19 protein-coding genes and 1 riboswitch are annotated in these 19,517 nt (G+C 42.0%); of the genes, 10 read left to right on the plus strand and 9 right to left on the minus strand.

The genetic code is table 11. The features are described from left to right. Positions 1–2 precede the first annotated feature (2 nt). Entirely contained in the window at positions 3–1,199 is a 1,197-nt protein-coding gene (ftsW, locus tag FTU70_RS08985; RefSeq protein ID WP_004975720.1) for a putative lipid II flippase FtsW, read from the plus strand. An 11-nt stretch (positions 1,200–1,210) separates the two neighbouring features. Here ftsW and FTU70_RS08990 read toward each other — a convergent pair whose 3' ends face one another. The 7 genes from FTU70_RS08990 to FTU70_RS09020 form a co-directional block, all read right to left on the minus strand. Continuing rightward, the gene (locus tag FTU70_RS08990) at positions 1,211–1,450 is read right to left on the minus strand and encodes a zinc-ribbon domain-containing protein (protein ID WP_104852920.1); all 240 of its coding nucleotides are present in this window, start codon (positions 1,448–1,450) and stop codon (positions 1,211–1,213) included. Positions 1,451–1,502: 52 nt separating this feature from the next. Further along, complete coding sequence (gene gluQRS, locus FTU70_RS08995) at positions 1,503–2,432, minus strand: tRNA glutamyl-Q(34) synthetase GluQRS (RefSeq protein ID WP_004975723.1); 930 nt, start codon at positions 2,430–2,432, stop codon at positions 1,503–1,505. A gap of 2 nt (positions 2,433–2,434) precedes the next feature. Next, on the minus strand, positions 2,435–2,962 hold the full coding sequence (gene dksA / locus FTU70_RS09000) for an RNA polymerase-binding protein DksA (RefSeq protein WP_004975725.1): 528 nt from the start codon (positions 2,960–2,962) through the stop codon (positions 2,435–2,437). Between the two features lie 212 nt (positions 2,963–3,174). Then, positions 3,175–3,981 (minus strand): 3',5'-cyclic-AMP phosphodiesterase, encoded by an 807-nt coding sequence (gene cpdA / locus FTU70_RS09005; RefSeq protein WP_004975727.1) that lies wholly within the window; start codon positions 3,979–3,981, stop codon positions 3,175–3,177. 10 nt (positions 3,982–3,991) lie between these two features. Next, positions 3,992–4,612, minus strand: a complete 621-nt coding sequence (locus FTU70_RS09010) for an NUDIX domain-containing protein (RefSeq protein WP_004975729.1) — start codon at positions 4,610–4,612, stop codon at positions 3,992–3,994. A gap of 77 nt (positions 4,613–4,689) precedes the next feature. After that, entirely contained in the window at positions 4,690–6,585 is a 1,896-nt protein-coding gene (gene thiC / locus FTU70_RS09015; protein ID WP_180060482.1) for a phosphomethylpyrimidine synthase ThiC, read from the minus strand. A gap of 102 nt (positions 6,586–6,687) precedes the next feature. Continuing rightward, a riboswitch (TPP riboswitch) is annotated at positions 6,688–6,835 on the minus strand. Between the two features lie 99 nt (positions 6,836–6,934). Continuing rightward, positions 6,935–7,999, minus strand: a complete 1,065-nt coding sequence (locus FTU70_RS09020) for a hypothetical protein (RefSeq protein WP_104852921.1) — start codon at positions 7,997–7,999, stop codon at positions 6,935–6,937. Between the two features lie 432 nt (positions 8,000–8,431). On the opposite strand from FTU70_RS09020, the gene FTU70_RS09025 reads away from it, so the two are divergent. After that, complete coding sequence (locus tag FTU70_RS09025) at positions 8,432–9,769, plus strand: TolC family outer membrane protein (protein WP_104852922.1); 1,338 nt, start codon at positions 8,432–8,434, stop codon at positions 9,767–9,769. 450 nt (positions 9,770–10,219) lie between these two features. Further along, a complete protein-coding gene (phoU, locus tag FTU70_RS09030) occupies positions 10,220–10,942 on the plus strand; it encodes a phosphate signaling complex protein PhoU (protein WP_004975736.1) in 723 nt (240 codons plus the stop codon). A 531-nt stretch (positions 10,943–11,473) separates the two neighbouring features. Here phoU and FTU70_RS09035 read toward each other — a convergent pair. Together FTU70_RS09035 and argH are read right to left on the minus strand one after the other, a co-directional pair. Continuing rightward, positions 11,474–11,746, minus strand: a complete 273-nt coding sequence (locus FTU70_RS09035; protein ID WP_004975738.1) for an oxidative damage protection protein — start codon at positions 11,744–11,746, stop codon at positions 11,474–11,476. Positions 11,747–11,760: 14 nt separating this feature from the next. Then, a complete protein-coding gene (gene argH / locus FTU70_RS09040; RefSeq protein WP_180060483.1) occupies positions 11,761–13,191 on the minus strand; it encodes an argininosuccinate lyase in 1,431 nt (476 codons plus the stop codon). On the opposite strand from argH, the gene FTU70_RS09045 reads away from it, so the two are divergent. The 7 genes from FTU70_RS09045 to FTU70_RS09075 all read left to right on the plus strand — a co-directional run bounded on the left by FTU70_RS09045 (position 13,182) and on the right by FTU70_RS09075 (position 19,460). Beyond that, a complete protein-coding gene (locus FTU70_RS09045; RefSeq protein ID WP_131260983.1) occupies positions 13,182–14,336 on the plus strand; it encodes a sensor histidine kinase in 1,155 nt (384 codons plus the stop codon). The genes argH and FTU70_RS09045 overlap by 10 nt on opposite strands. Positions 14,337–14,407: 71 nt before the next feature. Beyond that, positions 14,408–15,148, plus strand: a complete 741-nt coding sequence (locus FTU70_RS09050; protein WP_104852924.1) for a LytTR family DNA-binding domain-containing protein — start codon at positions 14,408–14,410, stop codon at positions 15,146–15,148. Between the two features lie 122 nt (positions 15,149–15,270). Beyond that, the gene (gene hemC, locus FTU70_RS09055) at positions 15,271–16,191 is read left to right on the plus strand and encodes a hydroxymethylbilane synthase (RefSeq protein ID WP_180060484.1); all 921 of its coding nucleotides are present in this window, start codon (positions 15,271–15,273) and stop codon (positions 16,189–16,191) included. A 21-nt stretch (positions 16,192–16,212) separates the two neighbouring features. Beyond that, entirely contained in the window at positions 16,213–16,992 is a 780-nt protein-coding gene (locus FTU70_RS09060) for a uroporphyrinogen-III synthase (protein ID WP_180060485.1), read from the plus strand. Then, positions 16,989–17,825, plus strand: a complete 837-nt coding sequence (locus FTU70_RS09065) for a hypothetical protein (RefSeq protein WP_180060486.1) — start codon at positions 16,989–16,991, stop codon at positions 17,823–17,825. Before FTU70_RS09060 ends, FTU70_RS09065 begins: the two co-directional genes overlap by 4 nt. Further along, a complete protein-coding gene (locus FTU70_RS09070) occupies positions 17,826–19,019 on the plus strand; it encodes a heme biosynthesis protein HemY (protein ID WP_178865958.1) in 1,194 nt (397 codons plus the stop codon). Positions 19,020–19,028: 9 nt separating this feature from the next. Continuing rightward, positions 19,029–19,460, plus strand: coding sequence for a thioesterase family protein (locus tag FTU70_RS09075; RefSeq protein ID WP_096901909.1), 432 nt, complete (start codon positions 19,029–19,031; stop codon positions 19,458–19,460). The last annotated feature ends 57 nt before the right edge of the window (positions 19,461–19,517 follow it).

Consider the following 19,517-nt stretch of genomic DNA (forward strand, 5'->3'; position numbering starts at 1 on the left):
ATATGGCTGGCTTTGCTCAGACAACAATCAATAAACTCAATCAGGTCTATGAGCGCTGGTTACCCAAACTGCCAGCGGAAGTGAATGTACGCAATGTACTGATTTTTAGCGTACTGGCGCTGTTATGTATTGGTTCAATCATGGTGGCATCGGCTTCTATGCCTTATGCCGAGCGCATGCATGAAAATGCCTTTCACTATGTATTGCGTCATGGCATTTCTATTGTGGTGGCATTAATCGCTGCCGTGATTGCCTATAGAGTGCCGCTGAATACCTGGTTTAACAACACCTTCTTTCTGTGGATTGTGACCATTGCCTTGTTGGCTGCAGTGTTGCTGGTGGGTACTGAAGTCAATGGTTCTAAACGCTGGATTCGGGTCGCAGGTTTTACCCTGCAAGCTTCCGAAGTCGCTAAAGTGATGATGGCCATTTTTACCGCTGACTATGTGGTGCGCCGTGCCGAAGAAGTGCGTAATAACATTAAAGGTCTGATTCGTCTTGCAGTGATTATGGCAGTCACGGTAGGTTTGGTGATTGCAGAGCCTGACTTGGGGGCGACCGTGGTGATTGCCTTGACCATGTTAGGGGTCTTCTTTTTAGCTGGTGCGCCATTAATTCAGTTTGGTATTGCCTTTGGCGCGATTATTGCCGCCTTTGTGTTTTTGGTGGTATTTGAGCCTTATCGTTTTGAGCGTTTAATGTCGTTCTCAAACCCGTGGAATGACCCTTTGGGTGTCGGTTATCAGTTGTCTAACGCCTTAATGGCATTTGGACGCGGTGAATGGGCAGGCGTAGGCTTGGGGCATAGTATCCAGAAAATGTCCTATTTACCTGAAGCACATACGGACTTTATGTTGGCTGTCTTAGGTGAAGAGTTTGGCTTTTTAGGCATTTTTGTGGTGTTGAGCTTGTCTTTTGCTATGCTGATTGCCTGCATTAAAATTGGTCATCGCGCCCTGAAAAACCAGTACTTACGTGCAGGATATTTGGCTTATGGCATCAGCATTATCTTCTTATTACAGATTATGGTGAATGCAGGCATGAATATGGGTATGTTGCCTACCAAAGGTTTGACTCTACCTTTTATTAGTTATGGTGGTTCATCGTTAATTATGTGTGCAGTGATGGTGAGTTTGATTCTGAAAATTGAAGCCAGCACGCATGAGATTAACCCTAGCCGTGAAGAATCCAGCTTCTAGAATTTATCCTTCTATTTCGCTTCTGGCTGAGCATGGTGCAAGACCATGCTTGGCATGACTGTTCCGCAGTGTAAGCACTTGACTGTAGTATTTTTTTGTTTAGACATAGGAAACAAGGGAATAAAAAATAAGGAAAAATATTGTCGTTGCTGTCTGAGTTCATAGCTACTGCGAGTGCGGCAAACGGGGCAGCTAAATTGACTTTTCTCGACCACTTTGGTTTTCGGTCCAACACCAAAAATAAAAAACATGACACAATCTCAAATGATCCATTTCAATTTGAGCATAACTGAATTTTAAATTTTATAAATAATAGCCGTGTAAAGCTGTGCCTGCAGGAATACGTGAAAGATCCCATTGCTGAATGGCTTGCGTAAGCATGCGTGCAGGGGTGTCTAATTCGACAGTGGCTTGATTTAAGGCAGTTAAAGCGGCTTGTAGCAGCTTCGGTGCTTGGGCTAAATCTAAAGCTTGTGCCAAGTTCTGTTTAGACAGTTTTTGCCCTTGTGCATTCATGGCTAAAGGCAGGTGCGTGTAGCTGAGTTTAGGGTAGCCTAACAGTTGCCCCAAATAGATTTGCCGTGCGGTGTTGTCGAGTAAATCTGCGCCGCGAACCACATGGGTAATGCCTTGCAAATAATCATCCACCACCACTGCCAGTTGATAATTGATAATGCCATCACGCCGTTTTAGGACAAAATCGCCCAAGTCCTGCGCAAGGTTGGAACATTGTTTGTCTTGCAGGCGGTCTTGAAAGCAAATCTCTTGGTCTGTGACTTTGACTCGAATCGCTTGATTGGCAAAATCTAAACCTAAATTGCGGCAAGTCCCTGCATAAATATGATTGGAGCCAAGCATTTTGCGGGTGCATTGACAGGCATAGACCAAGTCGCGTTGCTGCAATTGTTGCAACACGGCTGCATAGAGATCGAGGCGATCTTTCTGGAAAATAATTTCGGCATCCGGCTCAAATTGAAAGGCATCAATACAACGCAAGATATGATTTTCACTGCCAGGGTAAATGCGTGGGATGTCAGTATCTTCAATACGTACCAGCCAAGTGCCGTGCTGGGCTTTGGCATCGCAATAACTGGCAACGGCAGTAATGAGAGAGCCAAAATGCAAAGGGCCGGTTGGCGATGGCGCAAACCGACCTGAGTAGCGCGTCAGCGAAATATGATCTCGCTGCTGCGCATGGGGAGCATGCTCCGCTAAAGAATTTTCAACAGTCACAATTAACCGTTATTTTGCTTCTCTTTGATCTCTGCCAAAGTTTTGCAGTCAATACATAACGTTGCCGTTGGGCGTGCTTCTAAACGACGCAGACCAATTTCGATACCACAAGTTTCACAGAAACCATAGTCATCGTTTTTAATCGCTTCAATGGATTGTTCAATTTTACGAATCAATTTACGTTCACGGTCACGGGTACGTAATTCAATCGCAAATTCTTCTTCTTGTGTCGCGCGGTCATTCACATCAGGCAAAGCGGTATTTTCGTCTTGCATGGTGTTGAGTGTACGATCTACTTCTGACATTAACTCTTCTTTCCACGCCATTAAAATTTGACGGAAATGTTCGAGTTGTCCTTCAGACATGTATTCTTCATTCTTTTTCGGCTGATAAGGTGCAATACCAAATAAGCTAGCTGTAGAACCACCCTCTAAAGCCTTTGGCTTTGCCTTACGCACGCGTTTTGTAGCTTTTTCTTCTACAAGATCTGTTTGTTCGTCCAAGACTTGATTTTGGTTGTCATTCGCCATGTAGGGCATTCCTCATCATATGCGTAAGATTCATACGCGAAAAATATGGTGATATGCAAGTGTTTTTATCCACTCCCTCAGAAAGAATTCTCTCTTCGGGGGACGTCATCATATAGACTTTTTTTGATTATGGATAGTCTTTGATGTTTGGATGTGTTATCGCATTTTTTCGTTGAAGGCATAAAGTAAAGCAAAAAAAATAAAATGGAAAGTTAATAACCTGAAATTTCAAAATTTATTTGTTGTGTGACATGCTCAACCCGATGCACTTGGGTGCTAAAACTGCCATCTGCATTCAAATGTAACACACGGTAACCCGGTGCCTCAGGCCCAAGCGCAAAGTGCTGGCTATGTGGTTTAAATTGCACGCAGGTCGATGGGGTCGAGTAAAATTGAATCCCTTGCCATTCATTTAATGAGTCTTGATGCACATGCCCACACAGCACCAATTTGACATTGTTGTGGCGTGCCAATACATCAATTAAGGCTTCGGTATTTTTAAGTTTGTGCTGATCTATCCAGTGCGATTGCATATCAAAAGGATGGTGATGACAGGCAATAATCACCTGCTGCTGCGCATGTTGCTGTAAAAGCTGATCTAACTGCTGTAATTGTGCTGCGTCCATCCAGCCATCAATCCGACCTTTAACCGCAGTATTCAGTAAAATGACACTCCAATTGCCCAACTCAATTGCATGAACTTGATTGGACTGTAAATGGAATGGAAAAACCGCGGCATCATCATGATTGCCCGGAATCTGGAAATGCGGCGTATTCAAAGTCTGCATAAACTGCAAATAACGCTGATAGGTTTCAGCAACAGGGATTTGTGCTAAATCGCCTGTATGGAAAATAGCATCGAGCTGCGGATATTGCTGTTGAATATCGTGCATTACCGCGTGAAAGCTGCGTTCAGGATTCATGTGCACAAACTCTAAATCTTCCTGATTCATGAGGTGCGTATCTGAAATTTGTACAATTGTCCAGCGTTGCTGGTGATTGTTTGAGAATAAAGTCATGCCTGACCCCTTAGACATCCTTCACGGTTTTAATTTGTTGTTGTAACCATTGCAATGCCATGATGACAGGTGCGTTTTTTAGCCGACCATTGGTCAGCAAGTTTGGAATTTCCTGATAATCAAGAATGTGTAATTGAATATTCTCTCCTTCATCTGGCATACCAAACACGCCACCTTCCTGTGGTAACGTGGTGCTCGCACTATATAAGTGGAACAATTCTGCGCATGCACCCGCAGATGGATAAAAACTGAATAAATGTTGTAATTCTTTTAATTCACAGCCCGATTCTTCCAAAGCTTCACGACGAATGCAACTTTCAGGTGATTCATTGCCATCTAGCACGCCTGCAATCACTTCGAGTTGCCAAGGCGAGTCGCAATCATCAATTGCACCAATACGGAATTGTTCAATCAGGGCAAATTTTTGTTGTGGTGCATCATAAATGAGTACCCCAGCCGCTTCAGGGCGTTGAATGAGTTCACGCTGAAGGACTGGGGTATATGTAGTTTGATTAAACAAGCGATGGCTCAGGCTGACTTTTTCAACCTGAATAAAACCACGATACAGGTATTCACGTTGGTGAATCTGTGCATCGTGTTGTCCATAAGTTGCTTGTTGAATAATCTTCATAAATTCTCATCAGGATGAGCAAAGCATAATTTCATCCTAACTGAGATTTTATTGAATACAAACGCTTTTTAAACAAATTAGAGCTTATGGTATAATTTTTGACCATGTTCCTGATAAGCGGTTTTCATGGCTTTGAGACCTGATTCGACCTCTGCATCTACTTGCTCCGTTTTGTTCGCAGTATTTTGATTTTGTGCATAATCTCTCACGTTTTGCGTGATTTTCATCGAACAGAACTTTGGTCCGCACATTGAACAGAAGTGTGCAGATTTATGCGCTTCTTTTGGCATGGTTTCATCATGCATGCTGCGTGCGGTATCTGGGTCAAGGCTCAGGTTAAACTGATCTTCCCAGCGGAATTCAAAACGTGCTTTAGATAAGGCATTGTCACGTGCTTGCGCGCCCGGATGTCCTTTGGCAAGGTCAGCCGCATGTGCTGCAATTTTATAGGTGATGATGCCGTCTTTGACGTCTTTTTTGTTCGGTAAGCCTAAGTGCTCTTTAGGTGTCACATAGCACAACATTGCAGTACCGTACCAACCAATCATCGCTGCACCAATTGCAGAAGTAATATGGTCATAACCTGGTGCAATATCCGTGGTTAATGGGCCGAGTGTATAGAATGGTGCTTCTTTACAGACTTCAAGTTGCAAGTCCATATTTTCTTTGACCATGTGCATTGGTACGTGCCCCGGGCCTTCAATCATCACTTGCACATCATGTTCCCAAGCGCGGTGAGTCAATTCACCCAAAGTTCGCAGTTCGCTGAATTGTGCTTCATCGTTGGCATCTTGAATACAACCCGGACGTAAACCATCACCTAAGCTGAACGATACATCGTAAGCTTTCATGATTTCGCAGATTTCATCAAAGTGTGTGTAAAGGAAGTTTTCTTCATGATGCGCCAAACACCATTGCGCCATGATTGAACCGCCACGCGATACAATACCTGTTAAGCGATTGGCCGTGAGTGGTACATAACGCAATAACACGCCTGCGTGAATGGTGAAGTAATCCACACCTTGTTCAGCCTGTTCAATCAGCGTGTCTTTAAAGATTTCCCAAGTGAGGTCTTCTGCAATGCCGTTTACTTTTTCTAGTGCCTGATAAATAGGTACAGTACCAATTGGCACAGGCGAGTTGCGGATAATCCATTCACGGGTTTCATGGATGTTTTTACCTGTCGATAAATCCATGATGGTATCTGCGCCCCAACGGGTCGCCCAAGTCATTTTCGCGACTTCTTCATCAATACTTGAACCCAGTGCCGAGTTACCAATATTGGCATTGATTTTGACCAAGAAGTTGCGACCAATAATCATTGGCTCACATTCTGGGTGGTTAATGTTGGCAGGAATAATTGCACGGCCTTCAGCCACTTCCTGACGTACAAATTCAGGCGTGATTTCAGTTAAGTTTTTAGCCCCAAAGTTTTGCCCTGGATGCTGACGCATATCGACACCTTCGCGTTGGCGTTGGTTTTCACGAATGGCGATATATTCCATTTCAGGGGTAATGATGCCTTGTTTGGCATAGTGCATTTGGGTGACGTTTTTACCCGCTTTGGCACGACGCGGCTTTTGAATATGGGCAAAACGAATCTCTGCAGTACGAATATCGCGTAAACGCTCTTGACCAAAGGCTGAGCTGAGGGTTTCTAGTTTTTCGGTGTCTTGGCGCTCTTCAATCCAGCTGTCGCGGATGTTCGGCAAGCCTTTGTTCAGATTAATTTCAACATTTGGATCGGTATATACACCTGAAGTGTCATACACCATGAGCGGTGGATTGTGCTCACCGCCTAAACCTGTTGGAGTGTCGGTCAGTTCAATTTCACGCATTGGCACCTGAATGTCTGGGCGTGAGCCTTGAATATAGACTTTTTTCGATGCAGGCAAAATGCGGGTTAAATCTTTGGCATCTTGCTCGTGTTGAGCAGAAATGTCAGCAGGGGATAGATTCGTTAATTGGTTCATTGCAATGATCCTGAAGAATGAAATCAACGAATCAAGCACGACCAAAAACATTGCAATTGAGTTGTTGAAACTTTAATAGTTCAACATTAACCGTGTGGCGGGGTTTTTAGGTGGCTTGATTCCTACGCAGGTTTTAACCTGATCAGGTTCAACGGTACTTGGGTTTAAATCTGTGTTGCAGACCTTTGGGCAAACAACAAAGAATGGACACAATCTCAGCGAGGAATTACTCGCGCTCCGTCAAGCTGTATAAATAGTAGCACGTTGTTGGTATAAAAGCAGGCTTCGCGCGGCTTTTATTCTTTGATGCCTAATGACAAGTATTTGAGCTTTAAGCGACTTTGGATAATTAGCGAGTAATACAAACGGCATCACTAAAACAATCGCGTTTTGCATGGATGGAGATGTTCTTTAAATTTAAATATTGATGCAACTGTGCATGTACTAAAGCATCATCGCCATATTCACGCTGTTCACGTGCAGTGGGCTGTGCTGCAATTTCAGTGAGTCGTTGTTCACTGCTCATGTGTAAAAAGGCAAGGAATTTACGCGCTTGCTGTGCTAAGGGAGATTTTTGCAACTTTGCCAGTTTTTTAATTTCAAATAATACGGCAGGTTGGATACTGTATTCATCGACATAATCCTGAGAAACAGGACTGTTGACTGTGCCTTTAAACAGCAGCAAGGCATACACTTCGGCTAGATAACGTGCATCCCGTATAAAGTGACTTTTAGGATAACGCTGCACGTAATCTTCCCAAAATAAGGCGCGTTCAGTCAAATCGGCAGCATCAAGGGTGAGTCCACCATCACGCAGGCTGTGCTGCATATTGTCATTGGCCATTCTTTCAATAAAAATCTGCTCGGCATCGGGCATGTAAGGCGCAAAAATAATGGCTAAGTATTGCGGGCTTCGACGATAAACCAACTGTGCTTCACCTGCATCGTATAGCTCTAAATAGGCTTGTCCCTTATGTTTCAATAAATATTGATCACGCAAGGCAAAGTTTTCAAAATGACTTTGCTGAATGGTCGGATGCTGTGCCATATCAAAAGCGTGTTGGTCAAAGGCAGCTTGTTCTGCAGCGCTGCGTTCTACATGCAAAAAGCGTTGATACATTTGGGTCGAAAGATTGAGCAAATTTAATTGCTCATTCAAAGGCAGCAAGGGTAGGCAGACTTTTAAATCCTGATTAATTTGTTCTAGCGCAAACGTGGTGCGGGTATTGTCAATTTGCTGCATATTGTGCTGAATATTTTCACACATTTGGGTCAAATCCACAGGCTCGCTGGCACTGGCCTGTACCTTTGGTGGTTCAGCTACGGGAGGTGTATCTGAATTTTGGCAGGCGAGCAAATACAGACAACTGCCAAGCAGTAGGGCAAGTTTACTGGCGCGAAGAAATTTAACCATTACAGCAATTCAACATGAGTATTCATTCATCATCTAGTGCCTTCATTTAGGCACTATGGATTCCAAAAATTCAAAATGAGTCATTCATACCAAAATTCTAAATTTAAAATATCCGCTGTGAGGCACACGGTTTTAGAAGCTTGGGTCGAAGGACGAGGGGAGAGCTTGCATTGTAAAGTCAAAGCCACGGAGTAAATTGTAGTATTCTGCTAGAGTTTGGTTACATGCCTGTGAGTAAGTACCACTTTATGCAGCGATTGTTAGCACGTGTATGGCTTTGCTTAATTATTGCAATGAATTGAAATAATATGAAAAATTATCAAAATTAATGAAAATCATACGAAAAAAATGCAAATTCGCTTTAGTATGGGCGGTGTAAAAATACATTGCAGTAGGATTGACGAAATTACAGAGTGGGTTGATCGAAAAATAATGAAAAAAATGATGTTAGTGACATGCTTATGTTGGATGAGTTCAAGCGCTTTTGCTTTGGATTTAATGCAAGCCTATCAGCGTGCTCAAAATAGCGATCCGACTTGGCGCGCACAGCAATTACAATATCAGGCCGATCAATTAAATTTAGGGCTTGCGCAAGGCAATTTACTGCCAACTGTGACTCTGTCGGGCAATATCACCCGTAAAAGTCAGGAAATGAGTCGAGTCAATATTGCCAGTTCCTCGCCAGAGCTTTTAAGCAGTTCATCTTCAACTTCACGTCAAGTCGCGTTAACAGCACGTCAGCCTTTATTTCGTTGGGATGCTTGGCAAGCCCTGAAACAAGTCAAAACCTCGTTAAGCCTGAGTGAAGTCACCTTACGTTTACAACAACAGCAACATATTTTGAATGTATCAGAAGCGTATTTTAATGTGCTGAGACAGCAGTCTTTAACAACAGCATATTTACAAGAAGAAAAAGCTTTGTTGGAACAGCTCAATATGATGAATGCCAAACTGCGTGAAGGTTTGGTGGCTAAAAGTGAAGTCAGTGAAGCCAATGCGCAATATCAAAATGCACGAGCGAACAGGATTGGAACACATGTGCAGTTGGTTTTGGCACAAGAGCAGTTGGCACAATTGATTGGGCCATATCAAGAAAGTTTGGCAGTTTTGCGAGATGACTTTCAATTTCAAAAACCTGTGCCTGAAAGTTTAGAGGCATGGTCGCAATTGGCACAAACTCAAAATTTGGCTATTCAACAGGCACGTTTGCAGCGACAATATGCCGAAGATGCACGTCGGGTTGAACAAGCAGCACGTTATCCGCAGGTAGAAGCTGTGGGCAGTTATGGTTATGCCAAACAAAGCCCTGAAAGTATCATGTCGCCCGATGGTCAGTTCGACCAGGTCGGGATTGAAATGAACTGGAATGTGTTTAGCGGTGGGCGGGTCAATAAAAATGTGCAAAAAGCAGTGGTTTTGGTACAGAAATCTGAAGCCGAGCTAGATGCAGCAATCCGTAAAGCCAATACCGATGTGAAACAGGCATATTTACAAGTCGAAACTGATCAAGCCAAATTGCAGGCGCGACAGGCTGCAATGAATTCAGCAGATTTAGTGGCACGAGCATCCAAAGCGCAATATCAGGAAGGTTTAAAAACCATGGTGGATGTACTGTTGGCACAGCGTAACGCCTTTTCTGCCAAGCAGGATTATCTCAATGCACAGTATGACTATTTGAAGCATGTGTTACAGTTGAAAGCAGCCGTTGGGCAATTGACTGAACAAGATGTGCAGGAAATGAATGCTTGGTTGATTCGGAAAGCCATATAGGGTCTGTTGACATTTCATAAATGGCTTGCGCTGTAGGCTAAAACTGAGCAGATCAGGCATGAAACGCAGGGAATAGCGAGACTATTGCCAAGTTTCATAACGCAATCTGAGAAAGTTTTAGCCACATGAGCAAGAACAAAGCGTTGCTTTGTTTGCTGCGCAAGGGGGCGAGCATATTTTTGCTACTATTGCTTTATGAGTCAGTCATTTAGAATGACTAAATTTCCTGTCCCATGCCTTATATCAGCTAAAAAATATGCGTTGCCGCAAACATAGACGAAATGTCAACAGACCCAAGTCATTTTGTCATCTGAATGGCTTATGCTGTTTAAAGACAGAAACGATCAGACTTGAGAGTTTGGTGAGAAAATGTCATAAAAACGTCATCATTGCTGTGCTTTAATATTCAATCATTGCGTCAGTCTATCCTTTTGTTGTGGAGTGTATTCCTTGAGTACGAATAATCCTGTGTTAAGTCACCATATTTCTTCTCAGTTCAATGAAGATTTGCAGGATGTAAATACCAAATTTATGGCCATGGGTGGTTTGGTAGAGCAGCAGGTTGCCAACTCGATTCACGCACTCTTGGATACCGATGCAGCCTTGGCGGTAGAAGTTCAGTTCCAAGACAATGTTGTCAATCGCATGGAAACCGAAATTGATGAAGCCTTAACGTTGATTTTGGCGCGTCGTCATCCAGCCGCAATTGATTTGCGTATGGTGATTGCCATGTCTAAAGCCAATACTGACTTAGAGCGTATTGGTGATGAAGCTGCAAAAATTGCCCGTATTGCCCAAAACTTATGTGAAGAAGGTGGTTCGCCACGCGGCTATATGGAAACACGTCATATTGGTAACCAAGTGCGTGTCATGATTCACGATGCACTGGATGCTTTTGCACGTTTAGATGTCGATCAAGCACTGCGTGTTTTACTTGCCGATGCCGATATTGACCGTGAATATCAATCTGCAACACGTACTCTAATGACGTATATGATTGAAGATCCGCGTCATATTTCACGTGTGATTAATGTAATGTGGGTGTTACGTTCATTAGAGCGTATTGGTGACCACGCACGAAATATTTCAGAACAAGTGATTTATATGGTCAAAGGTTTTGACGTACGTCATACCAGCGTCAAAGAAATTGAAGAAAAAGTACAGGAACGCTAAGTTCAGCTTTTTTTTTGAATATTCAGCCTCATCTAATGATGGGGCTTTTTTTATGGCTTGAAACAGCCGAAATTTTGGATAAAAAAAATCTCAGACTTTGGGGGAAATCTGAGATTGAAATCGGGTATATTTATTATAGTGAGAGATAATTGCTTATCTCCTTGAAAATAAGTATAGGAAAATCACACTCAAGAATCATGTGGTTTATTGTAGTGGAATGTAGCGTTTTATATACAAATGTATTTTTAAATTACATTATTTTTAGTGTGATTATTTTTAAAACTATTGTCTTTAAAATCAATAATTAATATATTTTTGAGTGCTTTACTGTGACTATGAGTTATATGACTTCAGTCGAAAAATAAAAATAGGAAATTAGCTTAATTTTTTGAATCTATTTTCATTTATTTAAAACATTGTTGCGGCAACTCATAATCACAAATGGCATAAAAAAAGAGCCTTCATAAAGACTCTTTTAATTGTAAAATAAACAAGGTTTGAATTTTCCAAAATGAAAAAACAGTACTTGGATTAGTTTTGAGGTTTTAAGCCTTCTGCGACTTCCAAACTGGCATCATTGTTGAGAAACTTCTCACGTTGTTCTTCCAAAAACTTTTTCGCTTCAGGTTCAAACACATTTAAACGCTTTTCATTAATGAGCGTAGTTTGGTGTTTGAGCCATTCCTGCCAAGCCTGTTTAGATACCGTTTCAAGTAATTCTTGACCTTTGGCACCCGGAAAAGGAGCGAAATCCATCGCTTCCATGTCGGTTTGATATTTACGACAAAATACTTGTTTAGACATCTCTCACTTCCTGATTATGCATAAAGTTGAGCAAGACGTGTTTGAGCACGTTCAATTGCCGCTGCAACTTGTGCAGGCGCTGTACCGCCAATATGATCACGTGCATTTACAGAGGCTTCAAGGGTCAGTGCTTTTTCAAATACATCAGCTTGAATTAAATCTGAGAATTGTTGTAATTGCGCTAAGCTCAGTTCAGACAGGTCTTTACCTTCTTGAACACCCAAGGCTACGGCTTTACCTACAATTTCATGCGCATCACGGAAGGCCACGCCATTTTTTACCAAGTAATCGGCAAGGTCGGTTGCGGTAGAGAAACCACGCAATGCTGCTTCACGCATTTCTGCAATATTTGGTACTAAGGCAGGAATCATGTCGGCAAATGCCATGAGTGAGCCACGTACGGTATCAATTGCATCAAATAAAGGTTCTTTGTCTTCTTGGTTGTCTTTGTTGTAAGCCAAAGGCTGACCTTTCATTAGGGTTAATAGGCTCATTAAATCGCCATAGACACGACCAGTTTTACCACGCACCAATTCAGGTACGTCTGGGTTTTTCTTCTGCGGCATAATGGATGAGCCTGTGCAGAAACGGTCTGGAATATTCACAAACTTAAATTGTGCCGATGTCCATAAAATCAGTTCTTCAGACATACGCGACAAGTGCATCATAATTAAAGATGCAGCAGCGTTAAACTCAATCCCGAAATCACGGTCTGATACAGCATCTAACGAGTTTTCAGATACAGCTTCAAAGCCCAACAATTCTGCGGTAAAAGCACGGTCAATTGGGTAAGTGGTACCTGCCAAAGCAGCAGAACCCAAAGGCATACGATTAACACGTTTGCGGCAGTCAATTAAACGCTCAGAGTCACGTACCAACATTTCAAACCACGCCATAAGGTGATGACCAAAAGTCACAGGCTGTGCGGTTTGCAAATGGGTAAAACCAGGCATAATGGTGTGGGTGTTTTTGGCTGCCAAGCTCAAAATGCCGTGTTGTAATTTTTTTAATAATTCTAAAATAGCATCAATTTCGTCACGGACATATAAACGAATATCGGTTGCCACCTGGTCGTTACGGCTACGACCTGTATGTAATTTTTTACCTGTAATGCCAATACGTTGAGTAAGGCGTGATTCGATGTTCATGTGGACATCTTCAAGGTCAATACGCCATTCAAATTGACCTGCTTCAATTTCAGCCTGAATGGTATTTAAACCTTGAATAATATCGTCACGCTCTTCAGTCGTAAGTACGCCTACTTTGGCAAGCATCGTTGCATGTGCAATTGAGCCAGCAATATCTTGTTTATAAAAGCGTTGGTCAAATTGAACAGATGCTGTAAATTCAGCAACAAAAGCATCAGTCGCTTCAGAGAAACGACCGCCCCACATACCCGAAGTTTGGGCTTGTGACGGATTTGAGGAATTAGAAGATGTGGTCATATCGGCTCAATAAAGTAAAAAGCGGTGATTTGGACAAGAGTATAACAAATTCAGATTCACTTGCCGAAGAACAAGCCAATCAAACTTATGCTGATACGCAGGCAGAACAAAATTATGTGTATTTTTTTACGAAAATAGGGCGTTGGCAATATCTAATTGAACTATTTATTGGCAGTAATGCTTTGGCAATGGTCTTGGCTTTGGCTGAAGCACAGGGCTGGCAAGGTTTAAGTTTTACTCGGGTGCTGCAATATATTTTGTATATCAACTGGGTGGTATTGTGTTTTGCGGCTTTGGTTGAATTTTTTCAGGCACGTTTTTTACGCATGGGCTTGGCGCTATCGTTTATGGTGAGTTTTATCTTGCTGCAAACCATCGTATTGGTCACGACACTCAGTTTAAATACCTTATTGCATTTTGGGCAAAATTTTCATTTACAGCAGTTTAGTCTGGCTGAACTCATGCATGGGATTGGACTGCATTTGAGTTATGGTGTGATTTTGGGTGCGTTTTGTTTTCGTTATATCTATGTCCGAGAACAAGCTATTCAGCAGCGGCATAGCGAATTGCAAGCGCGGGTGCATGCTATGCAGGCCCGTATTCATCCACACTTTTTGTTTAACAGCTTAAATAATGTGATCAGTCTAATTGCAATTGATCCCGATAAAGCCGAGCAGATGCTGCTGAATTTATCACGTTTATTCCGTGCCAGTTTGCAGGAATTAAAACTGGTGAGCCTGAAAGATGAGATTGAACTTTGCCAGCGATATTTAGAGATTGAACAAATTCGTTTGGGTGATCGGTTGGCGGTAGAATGGAAAATTGAACAACCGCAACTGCTCAGTCAGGTACAAATTCCGTTATTAACTTTACAACCCTTGCTAGAAAATAGTATTTTTCATGGAGTTGAAAAAGTTTTAGCAAAGAGTACGATAAGTATATTGATCGAAATATTGCAAAACCAAGTCAATATTGTCATTACAAATCCGTATGTCAGCGATAAAATAAATTTAAGATCTGGACATGGGATTGCACTGCAAAACGTGGAACAGCGCTTAAAAGCGTATTATGGGCGCAGTGTTACTTTCAAAAATTATGCGGGGAATGGTATGTACACCACGGTGCTGCAATACCGTTATAAATAAAATAAGCTGTGATTGCTCTGATTTTTCTAGACTTGATAAAAATAAAGTTATTGACTTAAAAAGGAGGAAAAATGGACATCCTAATTTGTGATGATGAGCCTCTAGCTAGAGAGCGATTATCACGTTTGGTCACTCAACTGGGGCATCATGTGGTGGCAACGGCAGCTCATGGGCAACAGGCGATTGAACTGGCGGATGAACATCAGCCGGATGTCATATTATTAGATATTCAAATGCCGGGAATGGATGGTCTAAGTTGTGCTCAACATTTGCGTGAGCTTGACCCTATGCCAGCCATTGTGTTTTGTACCGCTTATGATGAACACGCACTTGATGCGTTTAAATCCAATGCGGAAGGCTATTTGTTAAAACCGATAATGCAACAGGAATTGCAACAGGTTTTAGATCATTTAACAAAACTCACGCAAGCGCAGATGAGTCATTTAAAACAAAAAGAAAATATGGACGAATTAAAAATAAAACGTCACCAAATCGCGGCGAAAACCTATCGCGGTGTAGAATTGGTGCCAATAGAAAATATCTACTATTTTTTAGCCGATCAGAAATATGTCACTGTGCGTCATAAAAATGGCAGTGTCCTGATTGATGAAACGCTGAAAGATTTAGAAACCGAGTTTGGTGATCAGTTTATTCGGATTCACCGAAATGCCTTGGTCTCGATTCAGTTTTTGGAGGGGCTAGAAGTGGTCAATTCAGGACAGTATCAGGTACGTTGCCGTGAGCTAGATGAGCGTTTGGCTGTTAGCCGACGACATTTGCCTTTATTGCGAGAACGCATCCAAAAACTCTAATTTGTCAGCATCATCGCAGATGAATACGCAACAGATTGATAAATCGGTAAAGAAATAGACTTGCATTTTTAGGGGATCAGGTTAAGTTTAGATGAACTTATTTATCTTGCTTAGCCACTATGATGAAAACCCTGAAAATTGCAACTCGACAAAGCCCGCTTGCGTTATGGCAGGCTGAACACATTCGTGCCCGCTTAGAGGTGATGCATGCCGATTTAACTGTTGAGTTGGTGACCTTTGTCACGCAGGGCGATAAAATTTTAGATACCCCATTGGCAAAAATTGGGGGGAAGGGCTTATTTGTCAAAGAATTAGAAGCCGCCTTAATGGATGGTCGTGCCGATTTAGCCGTACACTCTATGAAAGATGTACCCATGGCATTGCCTGAAGGTTTGAGCTTGGCGGTCATTTGTGAGCGTGAAGACCCACTCGATGCCTTTGTGTCGAATCACTATGCCAGTTTTGCAGATTTACCACAGGGCGCTAAAGTTGGAACTTCAAGCTTGCGCCGTAAATGCCAAATTTTGAAAGCACGTCCAGATATAGAAATTATAGATTTACGTGGCAATGTGGGTACGCGCTTGTCTAAGCTAGATGATGGTCAGTATGACGCGATTATTTTAGCCAGTGCAGGATTAAAGCGTTTGGGCTTGGCAGAGCGTATTCGTCATACCATTCAGCCTGATGTGAGCTTACCTGCCGTTGGGCAAGGGGCTTTGGGTCTGGAATGTCGTAGCCAAGATCAGGCGGTGTTGGATTTAATTTTGCCGTTAATGCATGCCGAAACCAATGTCTGTGTACGTGCCGAACGTGCTTTTAATGCCTACTTGGAAGGCGGTTGTCAGGTGCCAATTGCAGGCTACGCAACTTTGCAGAATGGTCAGTTGCAGATTGAAGGTCGTGTTGGTAGTGTCGATGGGCAAACCATTCTTAAAGCTGTGCAATTTGGCGCACCTGAACAGGCTGAAATGCTAGGTGAAGAATTGGCAAAAGCTTTATTGGCACAGGGTGCGGGCGAATTACTCAAAGCCCTGTATCAATAATTCATATTGCACCAGAAGCTCATGCTCTTCATTAATACCCGACCTCAAGATCGTGCAGAGGCCTTAACTCAGGCTTTGCAACAACAGCATATTGAGGTCATTGATTTGCCCTTGTTGCAGCTTTCTGCACAGCCGTGGTCGGAGCAACTGGCTAATTTATATGCCCAGTTGCCTCACACGCATATTATTGTGGTGGTTAGTCCGACTGCTGTCGATATTGGGATGCAATATTTAGCCCGAAGCCAAATATCATTGCAGGATTTGCAGCATATACGTTGGGTGGCTGTGGGTGAGAAAACAGCAGAAGTTTTACGTGGATATGGTCTTTACAGCGAAGTCCCGCAGGTTGAAACTTCCGAAGGGATGCTGAGTTTGCCGTGTTTGCAAAATTTGAAAGTCGGCACACACATTGCCTTTTGGCGTGGCGAGGGCGGACGGCAATTTATGATGCAAACACTGTTTGATCAGGGGATGCAGATCCATAATTTTGTATTGTATCGGCGGGAGTGTCCTGCCAGTTCTATTGAAAAAATGCAGGCAGTACGCGCACGTTTAATACAATCTTCAGAATTTATCATGATGATCAGCAGTGAAGCCAGTTGGTTAAACTGGCTAAGCTTAATTCAGCGGGATTTCGATCTACTGAACAAAGGTCATTATTGGGTATTGGGTGATCGTTTAGAGAAAATTTTGCTCGATTATCAAACGCAGCATCATACAAAATATAACGTATTCAAGTTGACCCATTTAAAAACAGAATTAATATTGCAGCAAATGATGCGTATGCAAGGAAAACTATGAAAAAACTGGTTGTGATAGTGGTGTTGATCGCTTTGGTCTGGATCGTCAAATTAAGTTTTGATGTGATGCAAATTTCAGCGCAACAACAGCAACTCAGTCAAAGTTTGCATCTTGCAGAAAAAACCAATGCCAATTTAAATGATCAGTTGGTGGCTTTGCAGCGCCGTAATTACACCCAAGATGCACCAGAACAGTCCGCAGTATCCAGCGCTGTGCAGCAAGAAGATGCGATTCAACCAGTAGATATGGTGGCGCAGCAATTGGATTTGGTGGAATTTTCCTTACAGCAACAGCAATTTCACTATGCGACTGAAAAACTGGCAAATTTAGATCGTGAGTTGAACGAATATGCTTTAGCCCCTGCTTTGAAACAAAGTTTGCACCAAGTCATTCAGCAAGATCAGAAACAAATTCAACAATTCATAACAACACGTGATGCGCAATATCAACAAGTAAGTCAGTTGTTGCAGCAATTAGATCAACAATTAAAACAGCAAGCTCAACAACCTGAGCTGAACCCTGCCGATGTCGATGATCGTTATTTTTGGCAAAAATGGCTGAGTATTGAATCTGCCAAGCAACCTGCGACACAGTTGATGCAGCGCCAGATTATTTTAAAAGAAGCACAATTGCGTCTATTGCTGGCTCGACAAATCTTTATACAAGGTCAATATGTGCAATATCAACAAGAAGTGAATGACATTATTCAGTTATTACAACAATTGCCTGATCAGAAAGCACAGCAATTGGTTCAGCAATTAGAAAAAATTAAAAATTTAAATATCGTTCCAACGCCAAGTTTAAAAACACGTGCTTTATTGGGGGCGGTATAAATGAAACAGATTTTACTCGCCTATGTGGTGGTCAGTATTGTACTGGTCGCTTTGCTGAGCGTACTGAGTTATGGGCATGGTTCAGGCTATGTTTATGTGTATTGGCGCGAATGGCAATTGCAAACCAATATTTGGTTGTTGTTGTTCTTTTTCTTGTCGATTAGTGTTTCGCTACAAATTTTATGGTTGTTGTTAAAGCGCTATTTTAGCCGTGAACAGCGTAAGGTTGAAACAGTATTTAACTTTAAAAATCTGCATCCATATGAGCAATTGGCGGTCATTTGGTTGCTAGATGCTGCAGAAGATCAACACCAGTTTATTCGACAGGTGTTTGCCCAGTCAGGTTTGCTCAAAGGAGTGATGGAAGCACGTATGCACTCCATCCAACAGCAATATCCGCAAGCGTTGGCTGCCTTAAATCAAAGCAGTGCCATGGCGTTTGAGTTGGCAGAAATACAGCGTATTGAAATTTATTTAGCGCAGCAACAACCTGAACAAGCTTTGACGCATTTAGAGTTTTTGAATCAGCACGAATTATCGCCGTGGTTATTTAAAGTCAAAACGGCTTATCAAAAACGTTTAATTGCCTTGTGGGGCGAATTTGCCACGCAATATCCTTGGCATTATTTACGTTCGACCAAATACGGGCATTTAGATGCAGACACCAAGCAAAAGTGGCTGACTGAGTTATTAACCCAATTTGAGCAGGCTGATGCAGAAAATTTACAGGCTTTGCAGCAGCGTTATAGTGATTTAAGTGAGCAGATTTTCAGTCAGTCTTATGCCATTCAGGTGTTGTGGTTGAAGTTATTGTCGCGTCTGCCTGATTTGGCCGCACAACATGAACGTCTTGCGGTACAGATGTTGAGTGAACAGTTTAATCAGGAAGTGTTTTATTTATGGTTCCAACAGCAGTTGTTAAAACAACAACCTGATTATGCCAAAATTGAAAAGCAAATAAATCTGTGGGAACAGAAATACCCTGCATTACCTGTATTTAGTTTTGCCAAATGGCATATTTTTACAGCAACAGCGCGTTATTCAGAAGCCGAGCAATTACTGGATTTATATCCTGAACACGTATTAATGAGTTATTTAAGAGTTAAATCTAATTTAAAAGATCAGCCTGAATTATTAAAACAGTTAAATTTAATCTTTGAAAATAATTCTAATTTTGTCGAAATTAAAATTTAAGGGTGAGTTGTGTTAACACTAGCAGATTATCCAATTGTTTTTGAGCAGCGTGTTGCATGGGGAGATATGGATGCTTTTGGGCATGTCAATAATGTGATCTATTACCGTTATATTGAAAGTGCGCGTTTATATTATTTAGACCATTTAAAAATTTTACAGCAAGATGTTTTGACTGTGATTGCCTCAAATCAGTGCAAATATATACGTCCTGTGGTTTATCCTGATATTTTAAAAATTGGCGTTCGGGTAGAAGAATTGCGTAATAGTGCCATGCGTATGCATTATTTAATCCACAGTGAAGCACAGCAAATGGTGGTGGCAGAGGCAGATGCGGTGATTGTATGTGTAGATCGCGTCAATATGCAAAAAACCTTAATCCCTGAAAATGTACGCGCGGGTATTCATAAAATAGAAAAAACCGTACAGCATATTCTTGATTAAATCTTAATAATCAGTTCATAATATGTCCGACTGTTATTTATATGTAGAGTAGTAGAT

It is taken from the genome of Acinetobacter sp. YH12135, from assembly GCF_013418565.1.
In the GTDB taxonomy this organism is placed as follows: domain Bacteria; phylum Pseudomonadota; class Gammaproteobacteria; order Pseudomonadales; family Moraxellaceae; genus Acinetobacter; species Acinetobacter towneri.